At 63.4% G+C, this 20,455-nt stretch carries 15 protein-coding genes; 10 read left to right on the top strand and 5 right to left on the bottom strand.

Features of this window, described 5'->3' with window-relative positions:
• Positions 1 to 4 precede the first annotated feature (4 nt).
• From topA to ACK56M_RS08875, 3 genes are all read left to right on the top strand, one after another.
• Positions 5 to 2,614, top strand: a complete 2,610-nt coding sequence (gene topA / locus ACK56M_RS08865; protein WP_015269531.1) for a type I DNA topoisomerase — start codon at positions 5 to 7, stop codon at positions 2,612 to 2,614.
• A gap of 258 nt (positions 2,615 to 2,872) precedes the next feature.
• Positions 2,873 to 3,388: a DUF6586 family protein gene (locus tag ACK56M_RS08870; RefSeq protein ID WP_043935471.1), complete on the top strand. Its 516-nt coding sequence runs from the start codon at positions 2,873 to 2,875 to the stop codon at positions 3,386 to 3,388.
• Between the two features lie 50 nt (positions 3,389 to 3,438).
• Complete coding sequence (locus ACK56M_RS08875) at positions 3,439 to 3,672, top strand: hypothetical protein (RefSeq protein WP_004376430.1); 234 nt, start codon at positions 3,439 to 3,441, stop codon at positions 3,670 to 3,672.
• 49 nt (positions 3,673 to 3,721) lie between these two features.
• On the opposite strand, the gene sulA is transcribed toward ACK56M_RS08875, so the two are convergent.
• Entirely contained in the window at positions 3,722 to 4,198 is a 477-nt protein-coding gene (sulA, locus tag ACK56M_RS08880; RefSeq protein WP_015269532.1) for an SOS-induced cell division inhibitor SulA, read from the bottom strand.
• Positions 4,199 to 4,211: 13 nt separating this feature from the next.
• Entirely contained in the window at positions 4,212 to 4,820 is a 609-nt protein-coding gene (lexA, locus tag ACK56M_RS08885) for a transcriptional repressor LexA (protein ID WP_004376420.1), read from the bottom strand.
• Positions 4,821 to 5,035: 215 nt separating this feature from the next.
• On the opposite strand from lexA, the gene ACK56M_RS08890 reads away from it, so the two are divergent.
• From ACK56M_RS08890 to nagZ (ACK56M_RS08905), 4 genes are all read left to right on the top strand, one after another.
• Positions 5,036 to 5,749 carry a TetR/AcrR family transcriptional regulator gene (locus tag ACK56M_RS08890; RefSeq protein ID WP_013971718.1) on the top strand — a complete coding sequence of 238 codons (714 nt, stop codon included), beginning with the start codon at positions 5,036 to 5,038 and terminating at the stop codon, positions 5,747 to 5,749.
• A 40-nt stretch (positions 5,750 to 5,789) separates the two neighbouring features.
• A complete protein-coding gene (locus ACK56M_RS08895; protein ID WP_015269533.1) occupies positions 5,790 to 6,314 on the top strand; it encodes a L,D-transpeptidase in 525 nt (174 codons plus the stop codon).
• 22 nt (positions 6,315 to 6,336) lie between these two features.
• On the top strand, positions 6,337 to 7,335 hold the full coding sequence (nagZ, locus tag ACK56M_RS08900; protein WP_170976293.1) for a beta-N-acetylhexosaminidase: 999 nt from the start codon (positions 6,337 to 6,339) through the stop codon (positions 7,333 to 7,335).
• Between the two features lie 194 nt (positions 7,336 to 7,529).
• Positions 7,530 to 8,528: a beta-N-acetylhexosaminidase gene (gene nagZ / locus ACK56M_RS08905; RefSeq protein ID WP_161551239.1), complete on the top strand. Its 999-nt coding sequence runs from the start codon at positions 7,530 to 7,532 to the stop codon at positions 8,526 to 8,528.
• 126 nt (positions 8,529 to 8,654) lie between these two features.
• On the opposite strand, the gene ACK56M_RS08910 is transcribed toward nagZ (ACK56M_RS08905), so the two are convergent.
• Genes ACK56M_RS08910 through mfd form a run of 3 tightly spaced genes read right to left on the bottom strand, consistent with a single transcriptional unit; the run spans position 8,655 to position 15,999 of the window.
• Positions 8,655 to 11,963, bottom strand: coding sequence for an SNF2-related protein (locus ACK56M_RS08910; protein ID WP_411959367.1), 3,309 nt, complete (start codon positions 11,961 to 11,963; stop codon positions 8,655 to 8,657).
• Between the two features lie 4 nt (positions 11,964 to 11,967).
• Entirely contained in the window at positions 11,968 to 12,540 is a 573-nt protein-coding gene (locus ACK56M_RS08915; protein ID WP_015269537.1) for a CsiV family protein, read from the bottom strand.
• Positions 12,541 to 12,549: 9 nt separating this feature from the next.
• Positions 12,550 to 15,999 carry a transcription-repair coupling factor gene (gene mfd, locus ACK56M_RS08920; protein ID WP_100413501.1) on the bottom strand — a complete coding sequence of 1,150 codons (3,450 nt, stop codon included), beginning with the start codon at positions 15,997 to 15,999 and terminating at the stop codon, positions 12,550 to 12,552.
• Positions 16,000 to 16,166: 167 nt separating this feature from the next.
• Here mfd and ACK56M_RS08925 point away from each other — a divergent pair, with 167 nt between their 5' ends.
• The 3 genes from ACK56M_RS08925 (at position 16,167) to sthA (ending at position 20,436) form a co-directional block, all read left to right on the top strand.
• Positions 16,167 to 17,630 carry a glyceraldehyde-3-phosphate dehydrogenase gene (locus ACK56M_RS08925; RefSeq protein WP_043935474.1) on the top strand — a complete coding sequence of 488 codons (1,464 nt, stop codon included), beginning with the start codon at positions 16,167 to 16,169 and terminating at the stop codon, positions 17,628 to 17,630.
• Between the two features lie 210 nt (positions 17,631 to 17,840).
• Complete coding sequence (locus ACK56M_RS08930; protein WP_085721164.1) at positions 17,841 to 18,839, top strand: FAD:protein FMN transferase; 999 nt, start codon at positions 17,841 to 17,843, stop codon at positions 18,837 to 18,839.
• Between the two features lie 202 nt (positions 18,840 to 19,041).
• Entirely contained in the window at positions 19,042 to 20,436 is a 1,395-nt protein-coding gene (sthA, locus tag ACK56M_RS08935) for a Si-specific NAD(P)(+) transhydrogenase (RefSeq protein ID WP_013971726.1), read from the top strand.
• The last annotated feature ends 19 nt before the right edge of the window (positions 20,437 to 20,455 follow it).

Genomic DNA, 20,455 nt, shown 5'->3' on the forward strand with positions numbered 1-20,455 from the left:
ATCCATGGGCAAATCGCTGGTCATTGTGGAATCCCCGGCCAAGGCCAAGACCATCAACAAGTACCTGGGCAACCAGTACGTGGTGAAGTCGAGTATCGGCCATATCCGAGACCTCCCCACCAGCGGTTCGGCCAGCGCCAGCAAAGAGCCAGCCGCCAAGCGTGGCAAGGCCGCGGGTGAGGCTCCGGCCCTGTCGCCGAAGGAAAAGGCCCGCCGCCAGCTGGTGGCACGCATGGGCGTCGACCCCGACCACGGCTGGAAGGCCAAGTACGAGATCCTGCCTGGCAAGGAAAAGGTGATCGAAGAGCTGCGCCGCCTGGCGAAGGACGCCGACACCATCTATCTCGCAACCGACTTGGACCGCGAAGGGGAAGCCATTGCCTGGCACCTGCGCGAGGCCATCGGCGGCGACGACACCCGCTACAAGCGCGTGGTGTTCAACGAAATCACCAAGAAGGCTATCCAGGAAGCCTTCTCGCAGCCGGGCGAGCTGGATATCGACCGGGTCAACGCGCAGCAGGCGCGGCGTTTCCTCGACCGCGTGGTCGGCTACATGGTTTCGCCGCTGCTGTGGGCCAAGATCGCCCGGGGCTTGTCCGCCGGCCGTGTACAGTCGGTCGCGGTGAAGCTGGTGGTGGAGCGCGAGCGTGAAATCCGCGCGTTCATCCCGGAAGAGTACTGGGAAATCCATGCCGACCTCGGCACCGCCAAGAACGCCAAGGTGCGCTTCGAAGTGGCCCGCGAGAAGGGCGAGGCCTTCAAACCGCTGAACGAAGCCCAGGCCATGGCCGCGCTGGAGAAGCTCAAGGCTTCCAGCTACAGCGTGGTCAAGCGCGAAGACCGCCCGACCAGCAGCAAGCCTTCGGCACCGTTCATTACCTCCACCTTGCAGCAGGCCGCCAGCAACCGCCTGGGCTTCGGTGTGAAGAAAACCATGATGATGGCCCAGCGCTTGTACGAAGCCGGCTACATCACCTACATGCGTACCGACTCGACCAACCTGTCGGCCGACGCCCTGGATATGGCGCGCAGCTACATCGAGCGCGAGTTCGGCAAGCAGTACCTGCCCGAGGCACCGCTGGTGTACGGCAGCAAGGAAGGCGCCCAGGAGGCGCACGAAGCGATTCGTCCTTCCGACGTGAACACCCACCCGAGCAAGCTCAGTGGCATGGAGCGTGACGCCGAGCGCCTGTATGAGCTGATCTGGCGCCAGTTCCTGGCCTGCCAGATGCCGCCGGCGCAGTACCTGTCCACCAGCGTCACCGTGGCTGCAGGCGACTTCGAGTTGCGTGCCAAGGGCCGTATCCTCAAGTTCGACGGTTACACCCGTGTGCTGCCGCAACAGAGCAAGCCTGGCGAAGACGACGTGTTGCCGGAAATGGTCCAGGGCGAAGCGCTGAAGCTGATCCAGATCGACCCGAGCCAGCACTTCACCAAGCCACCGGCGCGCTTCACCGAAGCCAGCCTGGTCAAGGAAATGGAAAAGCGCGGCATCGGTCGCCCGTCGACCTATGCGGCGATCATTTCGACCATTCAGGACCGTGGCTATGTGACCCTGCACAACCGCCGCTTCTATTCCGAGAAGATGGGCGACATCGTCACCGAGCGCCTGTCCGAAAGCTTCTCCAACCTGATGGACTACGGCTTTACCGCCGACATGGAAGAGAACCTCGACGACGTGGCCCAGGGCGAGCGTGACTGGAAGAACGTGCTCGACGAGTTCTACGGCGACTTCAGCAAGAAACTGCAGACTGCCGAGTCCAGCGAAGACGGCATGCGTGCCAACCAGCCGACCATGACCAACATTCCGTGCAAGGAATGTGGCCGGCCGATGATGATCCGCACCGCCTCCACCGGCGTGTTCCTCGGTTGCTCGGGCTACAGCCTGCCGCCGAAAGAGCGCTGCAAGGCCACCGTCAACCTGGTGCCGGGCGACGAGATTGCCGCCGACGACGAGGGCGAATCGGAATCCCGCGTGTTGCTGGGCAAGCACCGCTGCCCGATCTGCGCCACGGCGATGGATGCATACCTGCTGGACGAGAAGCACAAGCTGCACATCTGCGGTAACAACCCGGATTGCGCTGGCTACGAGATCGAGGAAGGCAACTACCGCATCAAGGGTTACGAAGGGCCGAGCCTGGAGTGCGACAAGTGTGGCAGCGAGATGCAGTTGAAGACTGGCCGCTTTGGCAAGTTCTTCGGTTGCACCAACCCGGCGTGCAAGAACACTCGCAAACTGCTCAAGAGCGGCGAGGCGGCGCCACCGAAGATGGACAAGGTGGACATGCCGGAGCTCAAGTGCGAGAAGGTCGACGATACCTACGTGCTGCGTGATGGCGCTTCGGGGCTGTTCCTGGCAGCCAGCCAGTTCCCCAAGAATCGCGAAACCCGTGCACCGCTGGTGCTGGAAATCGTTCCACACAAACACGAGATTGATCCGAAGTACCACTTCCTGTGCGATGCGCCGCAGAAAGACCCGGAAGGCCGCCCTGCAGTTATCCGCTACAGCCGCAAGACCAAGGAGCAGTATGTGCAGTCCGAGGTTGATGGCAAGCCGACCGGCTGGAAGGCGTTCTACGACGGCAATGCGTGGAAGGTTGAAGACAAGCGCTGATTCTTCATCAGTCTCTGACCTGCGCGCGCCCTTGTAGGAGCGGCCTTGTGTCGCGAAAGGGCTGCAAAGCAGCCCCAGGATTTCAGCGCAGATGCACAAATTGCTGGGGCTGCTTTGCAGCCCTTTCGCGACACAAGGCCGCTCCTACAGCTGACCGCGTTAACCGGTCAGGCGGGGCAAGCCTGCGTAGGGGCGCAAAGCGGCCCCAATCATTTATGATGCAGCTATCCGCCTTGCAGCCTTAGGGAGGTCACTGAAATGGCCCAGGAACTCTACACCCGCACCAATCAGAAACTGTTCTTTGCCGGCCTCGCCCTGGAGTCCATGGCCAAGGCCGAACAAAGCCAGGCCATGAATGCCCAGGGCCTGGTCCAGGCCGAACGCGAGTCGGCGCTGTTCCATCTCTACGGCGCATTGCTGGGCCTGTGTCATGAAATTGGTGGCTTCTACCGCCTGCCAGTTGTTGCAACTGTCGAGCAAGCACTGGCTGACGACGCCCTGAACGGTATCGCCATTCCGGAAGTGGCCGAGCTGCTGGAGCTGGCCCGCCAGCGCGAAACCTGGCTGGCACAAATGCTTGGTGCTTATGCCGATTTGTTCCGACCACCGGTCGCGAAAAAAACGCCGAAAACCGACGTTACCCAGCCATTGATTCAGGCGGTCAATCTCGATGAGCCCGAGCATCCGGCGCTGTCGCATGCCGAACTGGAACGCTGGCGCAGCGACCTCAAAGGCCTGGTGAGACGTTTCCGTGACGCGTTGAGTGAGTGCTGATAGCAGCTACGGCTGGTACAATGCCGGCCTTTCGCGGAGAACTGCCATTTATGTCTACGTCGTTTCTGGAAATTGTCGAGTTGCCTGATGGCCGCATCGAACTGCGTCGCGCCGAGGATGAGGGCTCTCTGGTAACCCTGGATTTCTCGGAAGACGCCAAGGCGTTCCTGCAGGGTCAGCATGTGGAAGTGGCCAAGGCCATGCTCAGCGTGGGCGTACAGATGGCCGGTCGCCTGATGGATGGCGAGCTTGAGCGTGATGAAGGGCCGCGAGTGCTGCACTGAGGTGCAGCAAGGCATTAGGTTTCATGCAGTGACAGGCAAAGCCTGAACATCAGCCGAGGCGGATGTTCAGACTTTGTGCGTTTCCGGCACTGGCAGCGCGCAGCAATTGCTGGCGCGCAGTGGCGTTGACATTGCCCAGCCAGCTGACGACGGTGTGGCTGCGGCCCAGACGCAAGGCTTCGCAGGCCAGTTGAAGCGGGCTTTGATTGCCGCGAGGTTGCAGCAGCAGGATGCGTTCACGGTTGAGCCCGGCATCGCGCAGCCAGGCCTGGGTCAGGCTCGACGGCGGGGCGATCAGGGTCAGCCAGCGGGTCTCGTCCTCTTCGCTCAGTTCGCGCAGCACGGGTGCCAGCAGGCTTTGGCAATGCCCGGGGGCTCCGCGCAGCGACAGTTCGCTGAACAGCTCGGGCTGGCTGTTCTTGCGTGCCACTTCGCTGGCTTTCAGGCCAGGCAGTACGGGCTGGGCGAGGAATGCTTCGAACAATGGCAACTGAGCTTGCTCGGGTACGTGAATGAACTGCTGCATGATGCCTCCTGGATCAGCGGCGAATGACGCCGACGCTCAAGCCCTCGATCACCAGCTCCTGTTCTTTCAGGTCGACTTCGATGGGGGCGAATTCGGGGTTTTCGGCAAGCAGCCACACCTTGCTGCCTTCGCGCTTGAAGCGCTTGACGGTGACTTCGTCGCCGATGCGGGCCACGACGATCTGGCCATTGCGGGCTTCGCGGCAGGTGTGTACCGCCAGCAGGTCGCCATCGAAGATGCCGACGTCCTTCATACTCATGCCGTGTACGCGCAGCAGATAGTCGGCCTGGGGGTGGAAGAAGTCGGGGTTGATGTTGCAGGATTGCTCGATGTGCTGTTCGGCAAGGATCGGCGCACCGGCGGCAACCCGGCCGATGATCGGCAGGCCGCTTTCTTCGGCCTTGGCTTCCAGGCCGGGGATGCGAATACCACGGGAGGCGCCCGGGGTCATCTCGATCGCGCCTTTGCGGGCGAGGGCCTTGAGGTGCTCCTCGGCGGCGTTGGGCGACTTGAAGCCCAGCTCCTGAGCAATCTCGGCGCGCGTCGGCGGGAAGCCGTTGTCTTCCAGGCAACGCTTGATGAACGCGAGAATTTCGGCTTGGCGTGGCGTCAGTTTCAACATGGTGAGCGCTCTGTCTTTTTGTACAGTGACTGGGATTATATACAGTACTGGATGCGCTGCAAGCCAAAACCCGCAATAAACAGTAGCAATGGCGCTTGCAGCCACCCGCCTGGCGTTTTTAAATGGCGACCGACCGGTCACCGAGCCTTGACAGAAACAGGGCTGAAACGTATGTTTCAAACACCTGTTTGTCTGGCGGAGTAGTCGGAGTAGTCATGGCCCAATCGGAAACCGTTGAACGCATTCTCGATGCTGCCGAGCAGCTGTTCGCGGAAAGGGGGTTCGCAGAAACCTCGTTGCGGCTGATTACCAGCAAGGCCGGGGTCAACCTGGCGGCAGTCAACTATCACTTCGGCTCCAAGAAGGCCCTGATCCAGGCAGTGTTTTCGCGCTTCCTCGGGCCGTTCTGCGCCAGCCTCGAACGTGAGCTGGAGCGGCGCCAGGCCAAGCCTGAGCACAAGCCGAGCCTCGAGGAGCTGCTGGAAATGCTGGTCGAGCAGGCTTTGGCCGTGCAGCCGCGCAGCAACAACGACCTGTCGATCTTCATGCGCCTGCTGGGTCTGGCCTTCAGCCAGAGCCAGGGCCACCTGCGGCGTTACCTGGAAGACATGTACGGCAAGGTGTTCCGCCGGTACATGCTACTGGTCAACGAGGCCGCGCCGCGCATTCCGCCGCTGGAGCTGTTCTGGCGCGTGCACTTCATGCTTGGCGCCGCCGCCTTCAGCATGTCTGGTATCAAGGCCCTGCGGGCGATTGCCGAAACCGATTTCGGCATCAATACCTCGATCGAGCAGGTAATGCGCCTGATGGTGCCGTTCCTGGCTGCGGGCATGCGTGCCGATAGCGGTGTAACCGACGACGCCATGGCCGCCGCGCAGCTGCGCCCGCGCACCAAGACCAGCGCAGGCGCGACCACCGCCAAGGCCTGAAGGCTGGGCGGGGCAGGGCGCTTCGGCTAAGCTAGCGCCCATGCCTGACCTCGACTTCCTGCACATTTCCCTCGCCGATCAGCGCCTTTATGGTTTTGCCGATGGCCAGCTGCGCGTACGCCTGCCGGTTTCAACGGCGCGCAACGGCGCCGGCGAGCGCAACGGCTCGGGTTGCACGCCGTGTGGCTTGCACCAGGTGCGAGCGAAGATCGGCGCGGGCTTGCCGCTGAAAGCGGTATTGGTCGGGCGGCGCTGGACCGGCGAGGTGTGGTCGCCGGCCTTGCATGCGCAATACCCCGGCCGGGACTGGATCCTCACCCGCATCCTCTGGCTTAGTGGCTGCGAGCCGGGTGTCAACCGCCTGGGTGCGGTCGACACCTTCCGCCGTTATATCTACCTGCACGGCACCCCGGATACGGAACCCTTGGGCGTAGCGCTGTCCCATGGATGCATACGCCTGCGCAACATCGATTTGCTAAGCCTGTTCGAGCAGGTGCCGGCCCATTGCCCGGTGCGCATCGAGCAGGCCGCCTGCCCCCAGTGGGCTTCTCTCAGTCTTCAATGAAGGATTACCCATGACTGTCAGCCTGCAAGGCTCCCTGATGGTGGATATCGCCGGTAAATGGCTGACCGCCGAAGACCGTCACCTGCTACGCCAACCTGAAGTGGCTGGCCTGATCATTTTTGCCCGCAACATCGACAGCCCGCGCCAGGTGCGTGAACTGTGCGCGTCGATCCGTGCCATCCGGCCCGACCTGATCCTGGCGGTGGACCAGGAGGGCGGCCGGGTGCAGCGCCTGCGCCAGGGCTTTGTGCGCCTGCCGGCCATGCGAGCGCTGGCCGACAATGACAACGCCGAGTACCTGGCCGAGCAGTGCGGTTGGTTGATGGCGACCGAGGTGCTGGCGGTTGGCCTGGACCTCAGCTTTGCCCCGGTACTCGACCTGGACCACCAGCGCAGCGCCGTGGTGGGCAGCCGCGCCTTCGAGAGTGACCCGCTGCGTGCCACGCAACTGGCCGGGGCGTTCATCCGTGGCATGAATGCGGCGGGTATGGCGGCTTGTGGCAAGCACTTCCCGGGGCATGGCTGGGCCGAAGCGGACTCGCATGTGGCCATCCCGACCGATGAGCGCAGCCTCGAACAGCTGCGCCAGGCCGACCTGGTGCCGTTCACCCGCCTGAGCGGGCAATTGGCGGCAGTGATGCCGGCGCATGTCATCTACCCGCAGGTCGACAACCAGCCGGCTGGCTTCTCACGGCGCTGGTTGCAGGACATCCTGCGTGGCGAGCTGGGTTTCGACGGGGTGATTTTCAGTGACGATTTGTCGATGGCCGGCGCACATGTTGTCGGGGACGCGGCGAGCCGCATCGAAGCAGCACTGAGCGCCGGTTGTGATATGGGGCTGGTTTGCAATGATCGGGCGGCGGCGGAGCTGGCATTGAGCGCGGCACAACGCATGAAGGTAAAACCTTCGCCACGCATCGCAGGCATGCGCGGGCAAGGGTTTGCGCGGACTGACTATCGTCAGCAGCCTCGTTGGCAGCAGGCATTGTCCGCGTTGAAGGACGCTCAACTGGTCGACTGACGAGGCTCCACCCTGCTCGGTCCGAGACAGGATCCTGCGTTTTCGATGTGCGTATTGCGTGAGTACACCGGGAAATGTGCCCCGGTGTACCAGGCGGCACGCATTCCAGAGACTCGGGCAAAGCGGAGATTTCTCCGCTTCGCCCGTAATGGGTTTCTGATATTCGATTAGAGGATTTTGTAATGACAGTTTGTATGCAGGGGGCCTTGATGGTCGATATCGAAGGCACAGGGCTGACGCCTGAGGATCGTCGGTTATTGCTCCAGCCTGAAGTAGCTGGTTTGATCATCTTTGCTCGTAATATTGCCCACCCGCGTCAGGTGCGGGAGCTGTGCGCTTCGGTACGTGCTTTGCGCCCTGACCTGATCATTGCGGTCGATCAGGAAGGTGGGCGGGTGCAACGCTTGCGTGAAGGGTTCGTCAGGTTGCCATCCATGCGGCAGATCGCCCAGAGCGATGATGCCGAGCGATTGGCCGGGCATTGTGGCTGGTTGATGGCAACCGAGGTGCTGGCGATCGGGCTGGATTTGAGTTTTGCTCCAGTGCTCGATCTGGATCATGGGCGCAGTGCAGTCATTGGTGCACGTGCCTTCGATGGTGATCCAGAGCGTGTCACTCAGCTGGGTGGGGCGTTCATCCGGGGCATGACTGCAGCGGGCATGGCAGCATGCGGCAAGCATTTTCCTGGGCATGGCTGGGCTGAGGCCGATTCGCATGTGGCCATTCCCGTAGATGATCGCAGCCTGGATGAACTGCGCAAGACGGACCTGGTGCCATTTACCCGATTGGCACGCCAGCTGTCGGCAGTGATGCCTGCACATGTGATCTATCCCCAGGTCGATAGTAAGCCCGCCGGTTTTTCGAGGCGCTGGCTTCAGGACATTCTCAGGGGGGAGCTTGGCTTCGATGGCGTGATTTTCAGTGATGATCTGTCCATGGCCGGTGCCCATGTGGTCGGAGATGTTGCTGGTCGCGTCGAGGCTGCTTTCGGTGCGGGATGTGACGTGGGCCTGGTATGTAATGACCGGGCTTCGGCAGAGCTTGCTCTGCTTGCTGCGCAGCGCTTGAAAGTCAAGCCATCGCCGCGCCTTGCTCGGATGCGAGGCTTCAGTTTTGCACGCACTGACTATCGCCAGCAGCCGCGGTGGCTGGAGGCGTTGAGGGCGTTGCGAGAGGCGCAGTTGGTCGATTGACCGCGCCGGCCCCTTCGCGGGCACGCCCGCTCCCACAGGTACGGCACCGCCCTTGAGGGCACTGATCTCCCTGTGGGAGCGGGTTTACCCGCGAAGAGGCCGGTACAGGCAGCGAAGGATTCTGGGCTACCGCCCGCGCTTCCCGGGCAGCGGCGCAAACAGCGCTTCGATCTCTTCATCCCCCAGCCGCCATTGCCCGGCCTGCCCGCCATCCAGCAGGCTCGCCGCAAGCGCGGCCTTCTCCTGCTGCAACAGCTGGATCTTTTCTTCCACCGTTCCCCGGGTGATCAGCTTGAACACGAATACCGGCTTGTCCTGGCCAATGCGGTAGGCGCGGTCGGTAGCCTGGTTTTCGCTGGCCGGGTTCCACCAGGGGTCGAAGTGGATCACCGTGTCCGCGGCTGTCAGGTTCAAGCCCACGCCACCCGCCTTGAGGCTGATCAGGAACACTTCGCTGTCACCCTGCTGGAACTGCTGCACCGGCGTGCGCCGGTCGCGGGTGTCGCCGGTCAGCAGGCTGTAGCGAATCTTGCGCTTCTCCAGTTCCTGCTCGATCAACGCCAGCATCGAGGTGAACTGCGAGAACAACAGCACCCGGCGCCCTTCGCTCAGCAACTCTTCGAGCATTTCCAGCAGCGCGCCCAGTTTGCCCTTGTCGGCTTGGTTGCCTTTGCTTTCCACCCCTTTGACCAGGCGCAGGTCGCAGCACACCTGACGCAACTTGAGCAGGGCGTCGAGGATGACGATCTGACTGCGCGCGGCGCCATTGCGGGCGATTTCATCGCGGACTTTCTTGTCCATGGCCACCCGTACGGCCTCGTAGGTGTCACGCTGAGCATCGCTAAGCTCGACCCAGTGCACCATCTCGGTCTTGGCCGGCAGCTCGGTCGCCACCTGCTCCTTGGTGCGGCGCAGCAGGAACGGGCGGATGCGGCTGGCCAGGTGGGCCATGCGCTCGCTGTCGCCGTGGCGCTCGATCGGTGTGCGGTAGTCCTGGTTGAAACGCTTCAGGTCACCCAGCCAGCCGGGCATGAGGAAGTGGAAAATCGACCACAGCTCGCCGAGGTTGTTTTCCATTGGCGTGCCGGTCAGGCAGACGCGCTGATTGGCCCGCAGCTCGCAAACTGCGAGGGCGGCCTTGCTGGTGCTGCTCTTGATGTTCTGCGCCTCATCCAGCACCAGCACATGCCAGGCATGGGCGCGCAGGTGCTCGAGGTCACGCGGCACCAGGGCATAGGTGGTCAGGACCAGGTCGTATTCGTGCAGTTTGGCGAAATGCTTGCTGCGCCCCGGGCCTTGCAGGGCCAGCACGCGCAGCCCGGGGGCGAAGCGCTGGGCTTCGTCCAGCCAGTTGGGTACCAGGCTGGTCGGCATCACCGCCAGGGCTGGAGCGCTCAGGCGGCCGGACTGTTTTTCCAGCAGCAGGTGTGCCAGGGCCTGCAGTGTCTTGCCCAGCCCCATGTCGTCGCCGAGGATGCCGCCGGTGCCCATCTCGCGCAGCGCCTGTAGCCAGTTCAGGCCCTGTTGCTGGTAAGGGCGCAGGCTTGCCTGCAACCCGGTCGGCGGTTCTACCTGCAAGTCACGGGCATCGCGCAGGCGTCGGCCCAGGTCGCGTACATGCTCGCCACCTTCCCAGTGCAAAGGAAGGCTGTCGATTTCATTCAGGCGTGCGGCATCGGCACGGTCCAGGCGCAGGGAGGGGCCAGCGGCGTCTTCGTGCAGGTACAGTTCGCCCAGGGTGCCCATCACTGCCTTGATACGGCCATAGGGCAAGGCAACGCGCAGGGCCGGGGCATCTAGGCGGCCACGGTTGAGGTCGATCAGCAGGTGCTCGTCGTCACTGCGCCGGGCCAGTTCGCTGGGGCGCAGCAGCTCCGGGTTGCTGCGCAGCAGTTGCAGCACGATCGGCAGCAGGCTGTGGCGCTGGCCATCGACCACGATGCCCAGCTCCAGGTCGAACCACTCATGGCCGGGCGCTTCGTCGATGGTGGCGTACCAGTCATCCACCTCCTGCAGGTTGAAAGCGAAGTCACGGTGGATGTCGATGTCCCAACCTGCTTCGCGCAGGCGCGGCAGGCCTTCTCGGGCAAAGCGCAGCCAGGCTTCGTCATCGGGCAACTGGAGCATCTCGCCGGCGCTATCAGGCAGGGCTTTGCTCTGCCGGGTGGCGGCCTTGAAACCGAGGTCGCGCAGCACCTTGCGCAGCGCCTGTTCGGCCTGGGGCTGGCGGCGGATGCGCTGGCAGGTATCGCCGACCAGGCGGGTCAGCGGCTTGTCGTCGCTGCCGCTGGCGCGCAGGCCGTCGTAGTCGAATGCCAGCGCGGCACGGTGTTGCATCTGCCGTTGCATGCGGCCGGTCTTGGGCATGTAGGCGCTGAATTCGAGACTGCCCAGGGCCAGGTGCGGCCTGGGCTGCAGGTCGTCAATGAGTTGTTCGTCCAGCGTGGTTGGGGTAGGGAGTTGGTGGTTCAAGGCGTTGAGCTTGTGGCTGAGGGGCACGACAAGGTGTTCCGGAACGTCAGGAGCGATGGTCAGTTGCAGGGCGATATGCGGATCGAGGCTGTGCTCGAGCTTGCCCACCACGCTGCCGGTGAAATCGAAATAGTAAAGTGGCAGCAGCGCAATCACGCAGTTCAGCGGCGTTTCACCGTGGTACCAGATGCCCCGATAGTGACCATTGTCCAGCCGCACCCAGCGGAACTCGGCCGCAAGCGTAGGGCCTTCGCGCAGCAGGGGCTTGTTTTCGTTACAGAGCATGCGGCCGGTATCCAGCGCGCGCTGGAACAGTTCGCCGCCTTCCCGGCCTTTGAGCTGGTAGCCGCGGTCCTGGCTGCCGGCCTGATTGAGCGCCGAAAGCAGGCGCAAGATGCGGATATCGTCTTCCTTGACGAAGCGCGGAGGTTCGTAAAGGAAATCGTAGAGTGACTGCACACGGCTATAGCGCAGCCCCTGGTCTTCGCGTGTGCCTTTGCGTATCCGCAGCGCGCAGCCTGGCTCGTCGGTCAGCACGAGTTGGTAGCAAACCATGCGCCCGCGTTTGTCTTGGTTTTCGGCAGGCTCCTGCGCAGGCTGTTCGAGACCTTTCAGCCAGCGCTGCAGGTTGGCCGGCAGTGCGTCACCGTCACTTTTCACCGTTGCCTGCTGTTCGCTCAGGACGAACAGCGCGGCGGCGCAATGCTTGCAGTTGTGCCCCACGGGGCAACTGCACTGGCCGCGTACATGACAGCGGCCAGCCAGGGCGGTGAGGGTGATCCTCTGCCGATAAGGGCTGCCCTCACTGCCACGACAGCTGGCTTCGACGAGCGTGCCGGTGCAGCTTTCGATCTCTACCCGGTCTTCCCGGGCGTAACGCTCGCCGCGTTGCAGGACCGGGCCGGTGAACGACTGGGTCCAGTTCGGGTACTCGCGCAGCAACTGGAGAGCGTCACGGCTCATTGCATCACTGCTCCATCATCTCCGGGTCCATTACCGGCATTTTAGGCGTACCTGGTGGTGTCACCTTCAGCAGCACCGCCAGGTGCCCGCCATCGAGGAAGGTCAGCTGGCCGCCCTTGACGTTGCTGTTGCTCTGCTTGAACTGCTCGCTTTGCAGCACGCTGCCGTTACCGTCCAGCTGGTTGACCCAGAAATTGGCCTCGACCGCGATGAAACGGCCCTCGGCGATGCTCAGGTTGCCTTCGATGGGGAAGTGGCCGAACTGCTCGGCGCCTTCACCCAAGGCGATGCGGCTGGGCTCGCTGCCCACTTGCTGCTGCCAGGCCTTGTGCATCAACACGGTGTAGTCGGCGGTGGCTTCCAGGCGGGTGGCTTCGTCTTCCAGCGCCAGGCGACGCTCGGCGTCCTTCTCCAGGCGCGGAGCGCCGGCGCTCCAGTCTTCGGGGGCAAACGGGCTGGTGAAGGCGGGCACGCTGTTCTGCCGCACCAGGATCATTTCTACCTGATACAGGCCTTCGGCGAAGGCGGCCGGGGCGAACAGCGCCAGCAGCAGGGTCAGGCAACGGATGGCACGCATGGGTCTTCCTTAGGCAGGCTGTGGGGTCAGGCGCTCGAACAGCGCCTCCAGGGTATTGAAACGTTCGTCGGCGCGCTCCATGGGCACCAGGAAACGGAACTGGGTGGCGCCTTCGAACTTGTAGCGTTTGGGCTGGCCCTGAATCAGCTTGATCAGGGTCAGCGGGTCGACCGGGGTCTCGGCCTCGAACTCGATCTTGCCGCCGTTGGGGCCGGCGTCGACTTTCTTGATGCCGAGCTTTTCCGCGTGCAGCTTGAGCGAGGTCAGGCGCATCAGGTTCTTGGTCGGCTCGGGCAGCAGGCCGAAGCGGTCGATCATTTCCACCTGCAGGTCCTTGAGGCCTTCTTCATCGGCGGCCGAGGCAATGCGCTTGTACAGGATCAGCCGTGCATGCACGTCGGGCAGGTAGTCCTCGGGGATCAGTGCCGGCAGGCGCAGGTTGATTTCCGGACCACCACCCAGCGGCTGCTCAAGGTTGGGCTGGGTACCCTTGCGGATCGCCTTGACCGCGCGTTCGAGCATTTCCATGTACAAGGTAAAGCCCACCGCCTGGATCTGCCCGCTCTGGCCTTCGCCCAGCAGCTCGCCGGCTCCGCGAATCTCCAGGTCGTTGGTGGCCAGCACGAAGCCGGCACCGAGGTCCTGGGTGTTGGCGATCGCCTCCAGGCGTTTTTCGGCGTCGGCGCTGACCTTCTGCCGGGTTGGCGTCAGCAGGTAGGCGTAGGCCTGGTGGTGGCTTCGGCCAACACGGCCGCGCAGCTGGTGCAGCTGGGCCAGGCCGAACTTGTCGGCGCGCTCGATGACGATCGTGTTGGCGCTGGGCACGTCGATGCCGGTTTCGATGATGGTCGAGGCCACCAGCACGTTGAAGCGCTTGTGGTAGAAATCGCTCATCACCTGTTCCAGCTCGCGCTCGCGCATCTGCCCGTGGCCGATACCGATGCGCGCCTCTGGCACCAGTTCGGCAAGGTCGGCGGCGCATTTCTCGATGGTTTTCACATCGTTGTGCAGGTAGTACACCTGGCCACCGCGCAGCAGCTCGCGCAGCAGCGCCTCCTTGACCGTGCTCTTGTTCTGCTCCATGACGAAGGTGCGTACCGACAGGCGGCGCGCTGGCGGCGTGGCGATGATCGACAGGTCGCGCATGCCCGCCACCGCCATGTTCAGCGTACGCGGGATCGGCGTGGCGGTGAGGGTGAGGATGTCCACTTCGCTGCGCAGGGCCTTGAGCTGTTCCTTCTGGCGCACGCCAAAGCGGTGCTCTTCGTCGATGATGGCCAGGCCCAGGTCCTTGAAGCGTACATCGTCCTGCAGCAGCTTGTGGGTGCCGATGAGGATGTCGATCTTGCCTTCGGCCAGATCGGCGGCGGCGTTGGCCACTTCCTTGGCCGACTTGAAGCGGCTCATCACCTCCACGGTCACCGGCCAGTCGGCAAAGCGGTCGCGGAAGCTGTTGTAGTGCTGCTGGGCGAGCAGGGTGGTGGGCACCAGCACGGCCACCTGGCGGCCGCTGTGTACGGCGATGAACGCTGCGCGCATGGCCACTTCGGTCTTGCCGAAGCCGACGTCGCCGCACACCAGGCGGTCCATCGGCTTGGGCGCCAGCATGTCGGCACGCACGGCTTCGATGGCAGCCTGCTGATCCGGGGTTTCCTCGAACGGGAAGCCGGCGCTGAAGGTGGCGTAGTCGGCGGACGGGTCGGCAAATGCATAGCCTTTGCGCGCGGCGCGGCGGGCATAGATATCGAGCAGTTCGGCGGCGACGTCGCGCACTTGTTCGGCGGCCTTGCGCTTGGCCTTCTGCCAGGCCTCCGAGCCCAGCCGGTGCAGCGGTGCCAGGGCATCGTCGCTCCCGGTGTAGCGAGCGATCAGATGCAGGTTGGCCACCGGCACGTACAGCTTGGCGCCCTCGGCGTATTCCAGGGTGAGGAATTCGGCGGCCTGGCCGTCGATTTCCAGGGTGGCCAGGCCCAGGTAGCGGCCCACGCCATGGTCGATGTGCACCACCGGCGCGCCTTCGCGCAGCTCGGTCAGGTTCTTGATCACCGCGTCGTTGGCGGTTTCGCCACGCTTGTCGCGGCGCCGGCGCTGCATGACTCGCTGGCCGAACAGCGGGCTTTCGGCGATCAGGGCCAGGCCTGGGTCGTCCAGCAGCAGGCCTTCGTCCAGTGGGGCGATGGTGATTGCCAGGCGTTCGCTGCCGGTGATGAAGTCGGCCCAGCCGTCGACGGTATGCGGGCGCAGTTTCAGCCGCTCGAGCAGCTCCAGCAGCACTTCGCGGCGGCCCGCCGATTCGGCGGTGAACAACACCCGGCCGGGGAACTGGTCGAGGAAGTTGGCCAGTTCGGCCAGGGGCTGGTTGGCCTTGGCTTCGATTGCCAGGTTGGGCAGGGCGCGTGCCGGGAAGCGCTCGCGACCCACGCCCGGGTCGAGGTCTTCGGTGCTGACCACTACCCGTGGCCATTGCTTGAGCCGGGCAAAGCAGTCTTCCACCGGCAGGAACAGCTCGGCCGGCGGCAGCAGCGGCCGGCTCAGGTCGCCACGGCGGTCTTCATAACGCCCGCGCACGTCGTTCCAGAAGTGTTCGGCGGCCTGTTCCACGCCGGGCAGCGAGAACACCTGGGTGTCGGCCGGCAGGTAGTCGAACAGGGTCGAGGTTTCTTCGAAGAACAGCGGCAGGTAGTACTCGATGCCGGCGGGGATGATACCGCTGGCCAGGTCCTGGAAGATCGCGCTGCGGCGGAAATCGACATCGAAGCGTTCGCGGAAGCGCGCCTTGAAGCGGGTCACTTCCTCTTTCTGCATCGGGAACTCGCGCGCCGGCAGCAGGCGCACCGAATCCACCTTGTCGATCGAGCGCTGGGTCTCGGGGTCGAAGGTGCGCAGCGTCTCGATCTCGTCATCGAACAGGTCGATACGGTAGGGCAGCTTGCTACCCATCGGGAACAGGTCGATCAACGCGCCGCGCACGGCGAACTCGCCATGCTCGTAGACGGTGTCGACGCAGCGATAGCCACTGGCCTCCAGGCGCAGGCGCATCTGCTCCACATCGATGGTCTGGCCCACGTCCAGCACCAGGCTGCTGCCCAGCAGGAAGCGGGTCGGCGCCAGGCGGTGCAGGGCGGTGGTGACCGGCACCACGAGGATGCCGTGGCTCAGCTCGGGCAGGCGGTAGAGGCTGGCGATGCGCTGGGAAATGATGTCCTGGTGCGGCGAGAACAGGTCGTAGGGCAGGGTTTCCCAATCGGGGAACGGCAGCACCGGCAGGTCCGGGGCAAAGAAGCGAAGTTCCTGTTCCAGACGATCGGCAGCCTGGCTGTCGGCTGTCAGCAGCAAAGTGAAGCGGCCCGCGCTGCTGGCGGCCTCGGCGATGGCCAGGCTGAGGGCGGCACCGGGTAGATTGCCCCAGGTTTGTTTGCCGGCCGTGGCCGACATTTGCGGTAGGCGCAGAACTGACACGGGAGATTGCACTCCAAGCGTTGCGGCAAAGAGATCGATTGTACCGGTGACGGTGCCGGCTGTCAGGTTCGAAAGGGCGTGAACGCTGGCTTGCGTGGCCGCGACAGGCGCTCATTGCCCGTAACGCGTTGGGGCGTCATAATGTAGCCCCTTTTTTCTGTCCCTACATGTGGAAGGTTCCCGTGACTCAGAAGCCCGACCAGTGTCTTGGTGAGTGGATCGATCGTGAAGCCCTGGCTGAAGCGATGATCCCGCTTATCGGTCAGCTCTACCGCAACAACAACGTGGTGAGCTCGATTTATGGCCGTAGCCTGATCAACCGTTCGGTTATCTCGATCCTCAAGGCGCACCGCTTTGCGCGTCATCGTCAAGCCGACGAAACCGAACTGTCCGTCCACGAGACATTCCCCCTGCTCAAGGCCATGAGCGAGCTGAAACTGGGCGCCGCTTCGGTCGACCTGGGCAAGCTGGCCAACAAGTTCAAGCAGGAAGGCAATGGCCGCACTGCCGAGCAGTTCGTCCGTGAAGAACTGGCCGCGGTAGTTGGCCAGCAGAACGCTTCGGCGCGCAAGGGCACCGACGTTGTGCTGTACGGTTTCGGTCGCATCGGCCGCCTGCTGGCGCGCATCCTGATCGAGAAGACCGGTGGTGGCGACGGCCTGCGCCTGCGCGCCATCGTCGTGCGCAAGGGCGCCGAGAACGACCTGGTCAAGCGTGCCAGCCTGCTGCGCCGTGACTCGGTGCACGGCCCGTTCGATGGCACCATCACCATCGACGAAGCCAACAACACCATCACCGCCAACGGCAACCTGATCCAGGTTATCTACGCCAAGAGCCCGAGCGAAGTCGACTACACCCAGTACGGCATCGAAAACGCGCTGATCGTCGACAACACCGGCGTATGGCGTGATGCCGACGGCCTGGGCCAGCACCTGGCCTGCCCGGGCGCTGCCCGCGTGATCCTCACCGCACCTGGCAAGGGCGCGCTGAAGAACATCGTGCACGGCATCAACCACGGCGACATCGCTGCCGATGACAAGATCATCTCGGCCGCTTCCTGCACCACCAACGCCATCGTGCCGGTGCTCAAGGCCATCAACGACCAGTACGGCATCGTCAACGGCCACGTCGAAACCGTTCACTCGTTCACCAACGACCAGAACCTGATCGACAACTTCCACAAGGGCAGCCGCCGCGGCCGCGCCGCGCCGCTGAACATGGTCATCACCGAAACCGGCGCCGCCACTGCTGCCGCCAAGGCACTGCCAGTGCTGAAGGGCAAGCTGACCGGCAACGCCATTCGCGTACCGACGCCGAACGTTTCGATGGCCATCCTCAACCTGAACCTCGAGAAGGCCACCAGCCGCGACGAGATCAACGAGTACCTGCGCCAGACCGCCATGCACTCGGAACTGCACAAGCAGATCGATTACGTCAGCTCGCAGGAAGTGGTTTCGACCGACTTCGTCGGTTCGCGCCACGCCGGTGTGGTTGACGCCGAAGCGACCATCTGCAATGACAACCGCGTTGTTCTGTACGTCTGGTACGACAACGAATTCGGTTACAGCTGCCAGGTGGTTCGTGTGATGGAAGAGATGGCCGGTGTGAACCCGCCAGCGTTTCCGCACTGATACGCTTGTAAGGCAATGAAAAAACGGGAACCTTCGGGTTCCCGTTTTTTTTCGCCTGATAAACCGATCGGGCATTTACTGTGTCTGTACTGGCCCTTTCGCGGGCACGCCCGCTCCCACAGGGATATCACAGGGCTGGAGGGCAGTGGGGTACCTGTGGGAGCGGGCGTGCCCGCGAAAGGGCCAGTACAGACATTCGAGATCTCGATATTGCGCGCATTTCTTTGTTTCTTGCTGATGCTGCTCACCGCCTGCAACCAGGGCCCCACCCTGGAGCGCCTGGGTGGCCCGACCATGGGCAGCAGCTACAGCATCCAGTACGTGCGCGAACCCGGCGGCCCGGCGCCGGTTCAGGTGCAGGCGGCAGTCGAAACCATCCTGCACGGCATCGACCAGCACTACTCGACCTACCGCGGCGACTCCACCATCAGCCGTTTCAACCAGTTGCCCGCCAACCAGTGCCAGGTACTGCCGCCCGACATGCTCGAACTGGTCAGCCTTGGTCAGCACCTGGCCGAGCAGAGCGGCGGCGCCTTCGACCTTACCGTCGAACCCTTGCTCGACCTGTGGGGGTTCGGCCCCCAGGCCCGTCACGAACAGGTGCCCGACCCGTCGGCCCTGGCCCAGGTGCGCCAGCGCGTGGGCTACCGGCATCTGCACATCGACGGCCAGGCCCTGTGCAAGGACGCCCCGGTGAAGCTCGACTTCAACAGCATCGCCGCCGGCCATGCCGTCGACCTGATCGCCGCGCGCCTGCAGGCCATGGGCGTGGCCAACTTTGTCGCCGAAGCCACCGGCGAGCTCAAGGCCGCCGGCCGCAAGCCCGATGGCAGCCCATGGCGCATCGCCCTGGAGCTGCCACGCGAAGATCGCCAGATAGCCCGCCAGATCATCCCGGTCAACGGCCTTTCGGTATCGACCTCGGGTGACTATCGGCACTATTTCGAGGAGAATGGCCGGCGCTATTCGCACACCTTCGATGCCCGCCTCGGGCGCCCGGTGCAGCACGACCTGGCCGCGGTCACCGTGCTCGATGCCTCGGCGCTGCAGGCCGACGGCTATTCGACGCTGCTGTTGATCCTGGGCCCGGAACGTGGCTGGGATTTTGCCGTGGCGCATGGCCTTGCCGCGGTATTGGTGACTCGGGCCGAGGGTGGCTTCGTCTCCCGAGCTACGCCCGCATTCGAACGGGCAGTGAAAGGCGAGTGAAAGCACAAGCAGGGATGATCGCCGCCAGGGAATGGTTCACACATGTAGTGCGGGCGAAATTGGCCTACGACGCGACCAAGGGTTAATGTGCGCGGCGTTCACGCTTGATTAGACTGCACCCGAATTTTCTCATGACGCCCCGGCGGCATGATCGCGCCCCGCGAGCGACCGTAGCTTGCGGGCCAGTTCTGAAGGAGTACGCATGGCTGTCTACAACTACGACGTAGTGGTGCTGGGTTCCGGCCCGGCCGGAGAAGGTGCGGCAATGAACGCCGCCAAAGCAGGGCGCAAGGTGGCGATGGTCGATAGCCGTCGCCAGGTCGGGGGCAACTGCACCCACCTGGGCACCATCCCGTCCAAAGCACTGCGTCACTCGGTGCGGCAGATCATGCAGTTCAACACCAACCCGATGTTCCGTGCCATCGGTGAGCCGCGCTGGTTCTCGTTCCCCGACGTGCTGAAAAGCGCCGAGAAGGTCATCGCCAAGCAGGTAGCGTCGCGCACCGGCTACTACGCACGTAACCGCGTGGACGTGTTCTTCGGCACCGGCAGCTTCGCCGACGAGCAGACCGTCGAAGTGGTTTGCCCGAACGGTGTGGTGGAAAAGCTCAACGCCAAGCACATCATCATCGCCACCGGCTCGCGCCCGTACCGCCCGGCCGATATCGACTTCCACCACCCGCGCGTCTACGACAGCGACACCATCCTCAGCCTCAGCCACACCCCACGCAAATTGATCGTGTACGGAGCCGGCGTGATCGGTTGCGAATACGCCTCGATCTTCAGCGGCCTGGGTGTATTGGTAGAGCTGGTAGACAACCGTGGCCAGTTGCTGAGCTTCCTCGACTCGGAAATTTCCCAGGCGCTGAGCTACCACTTCAGCAACAACAACATCACCGTGCGCCACAACGAAGAGTATGAGCGCGTCGAAGGCCTGGACAACGGGGTGATCCTGCACCTGAAGTCGGGCAAGAAGATCAAGGCCGACGCCTTGCTGTGGTGCAACGGCCGTACCGGCAACACTGACAAGCTGGGCCTGGAAAACATCGGCATCAAGGTCAACAGCCGCGGCCAGATCGAGGTCGACGAGGCCTACCGCACCAGCGTGCCGAACATCTACGGTGCCGGCGACGTGATCGGCTGGCCAAGCCTGGCCAGTGCTGCCCATGACCAGGGCCGTTCGGCAGCTGGCAGCATCGTGGACAATGGCAGCTGGCGCTTCGTCAATGATGTGCCGACCGGTATCTATACCATTCCGGAGATCAGCTCGATCGGCAAGAACGAGCAGGAACTGACCCAGGCCAAGGTGCCGTACGAAGTGGGCAAAGCCTTCTTCAAGAGCATGGCCCGTGCACAGATCGCCGGCGAGCCGCAAGGCATGCTGAAGATCCTGTTCCACCGCGAAACACTGGAGGTGCTGGGCGTACACTGCTTCGGCTACCAGGCTTCGGAAATCGTCCATATCGGCCAGGCCGTGATGAACCAGCCGGGCGAGCTGAACAACCTGAAGTATTTCGTCAACACCACATTCAACTACCCGACCATGGCCGAAGCCTATCGGGTAGCTGCCTACGATGGCCTGAACCGGCTTTTTTGAGCGGCTCCGACCGGTGGCC

The sequence above is a fragment of the Pseudomonas sp. s4 genome (assembly GCF_046764235.1).
GTDB lineage: Bacteria > Pseudomonadota > Gammaproteobacteria > Pseudomonadales > Pseudomonadaceae > Aquipseudomonas > Aquipseudomonas asiatica.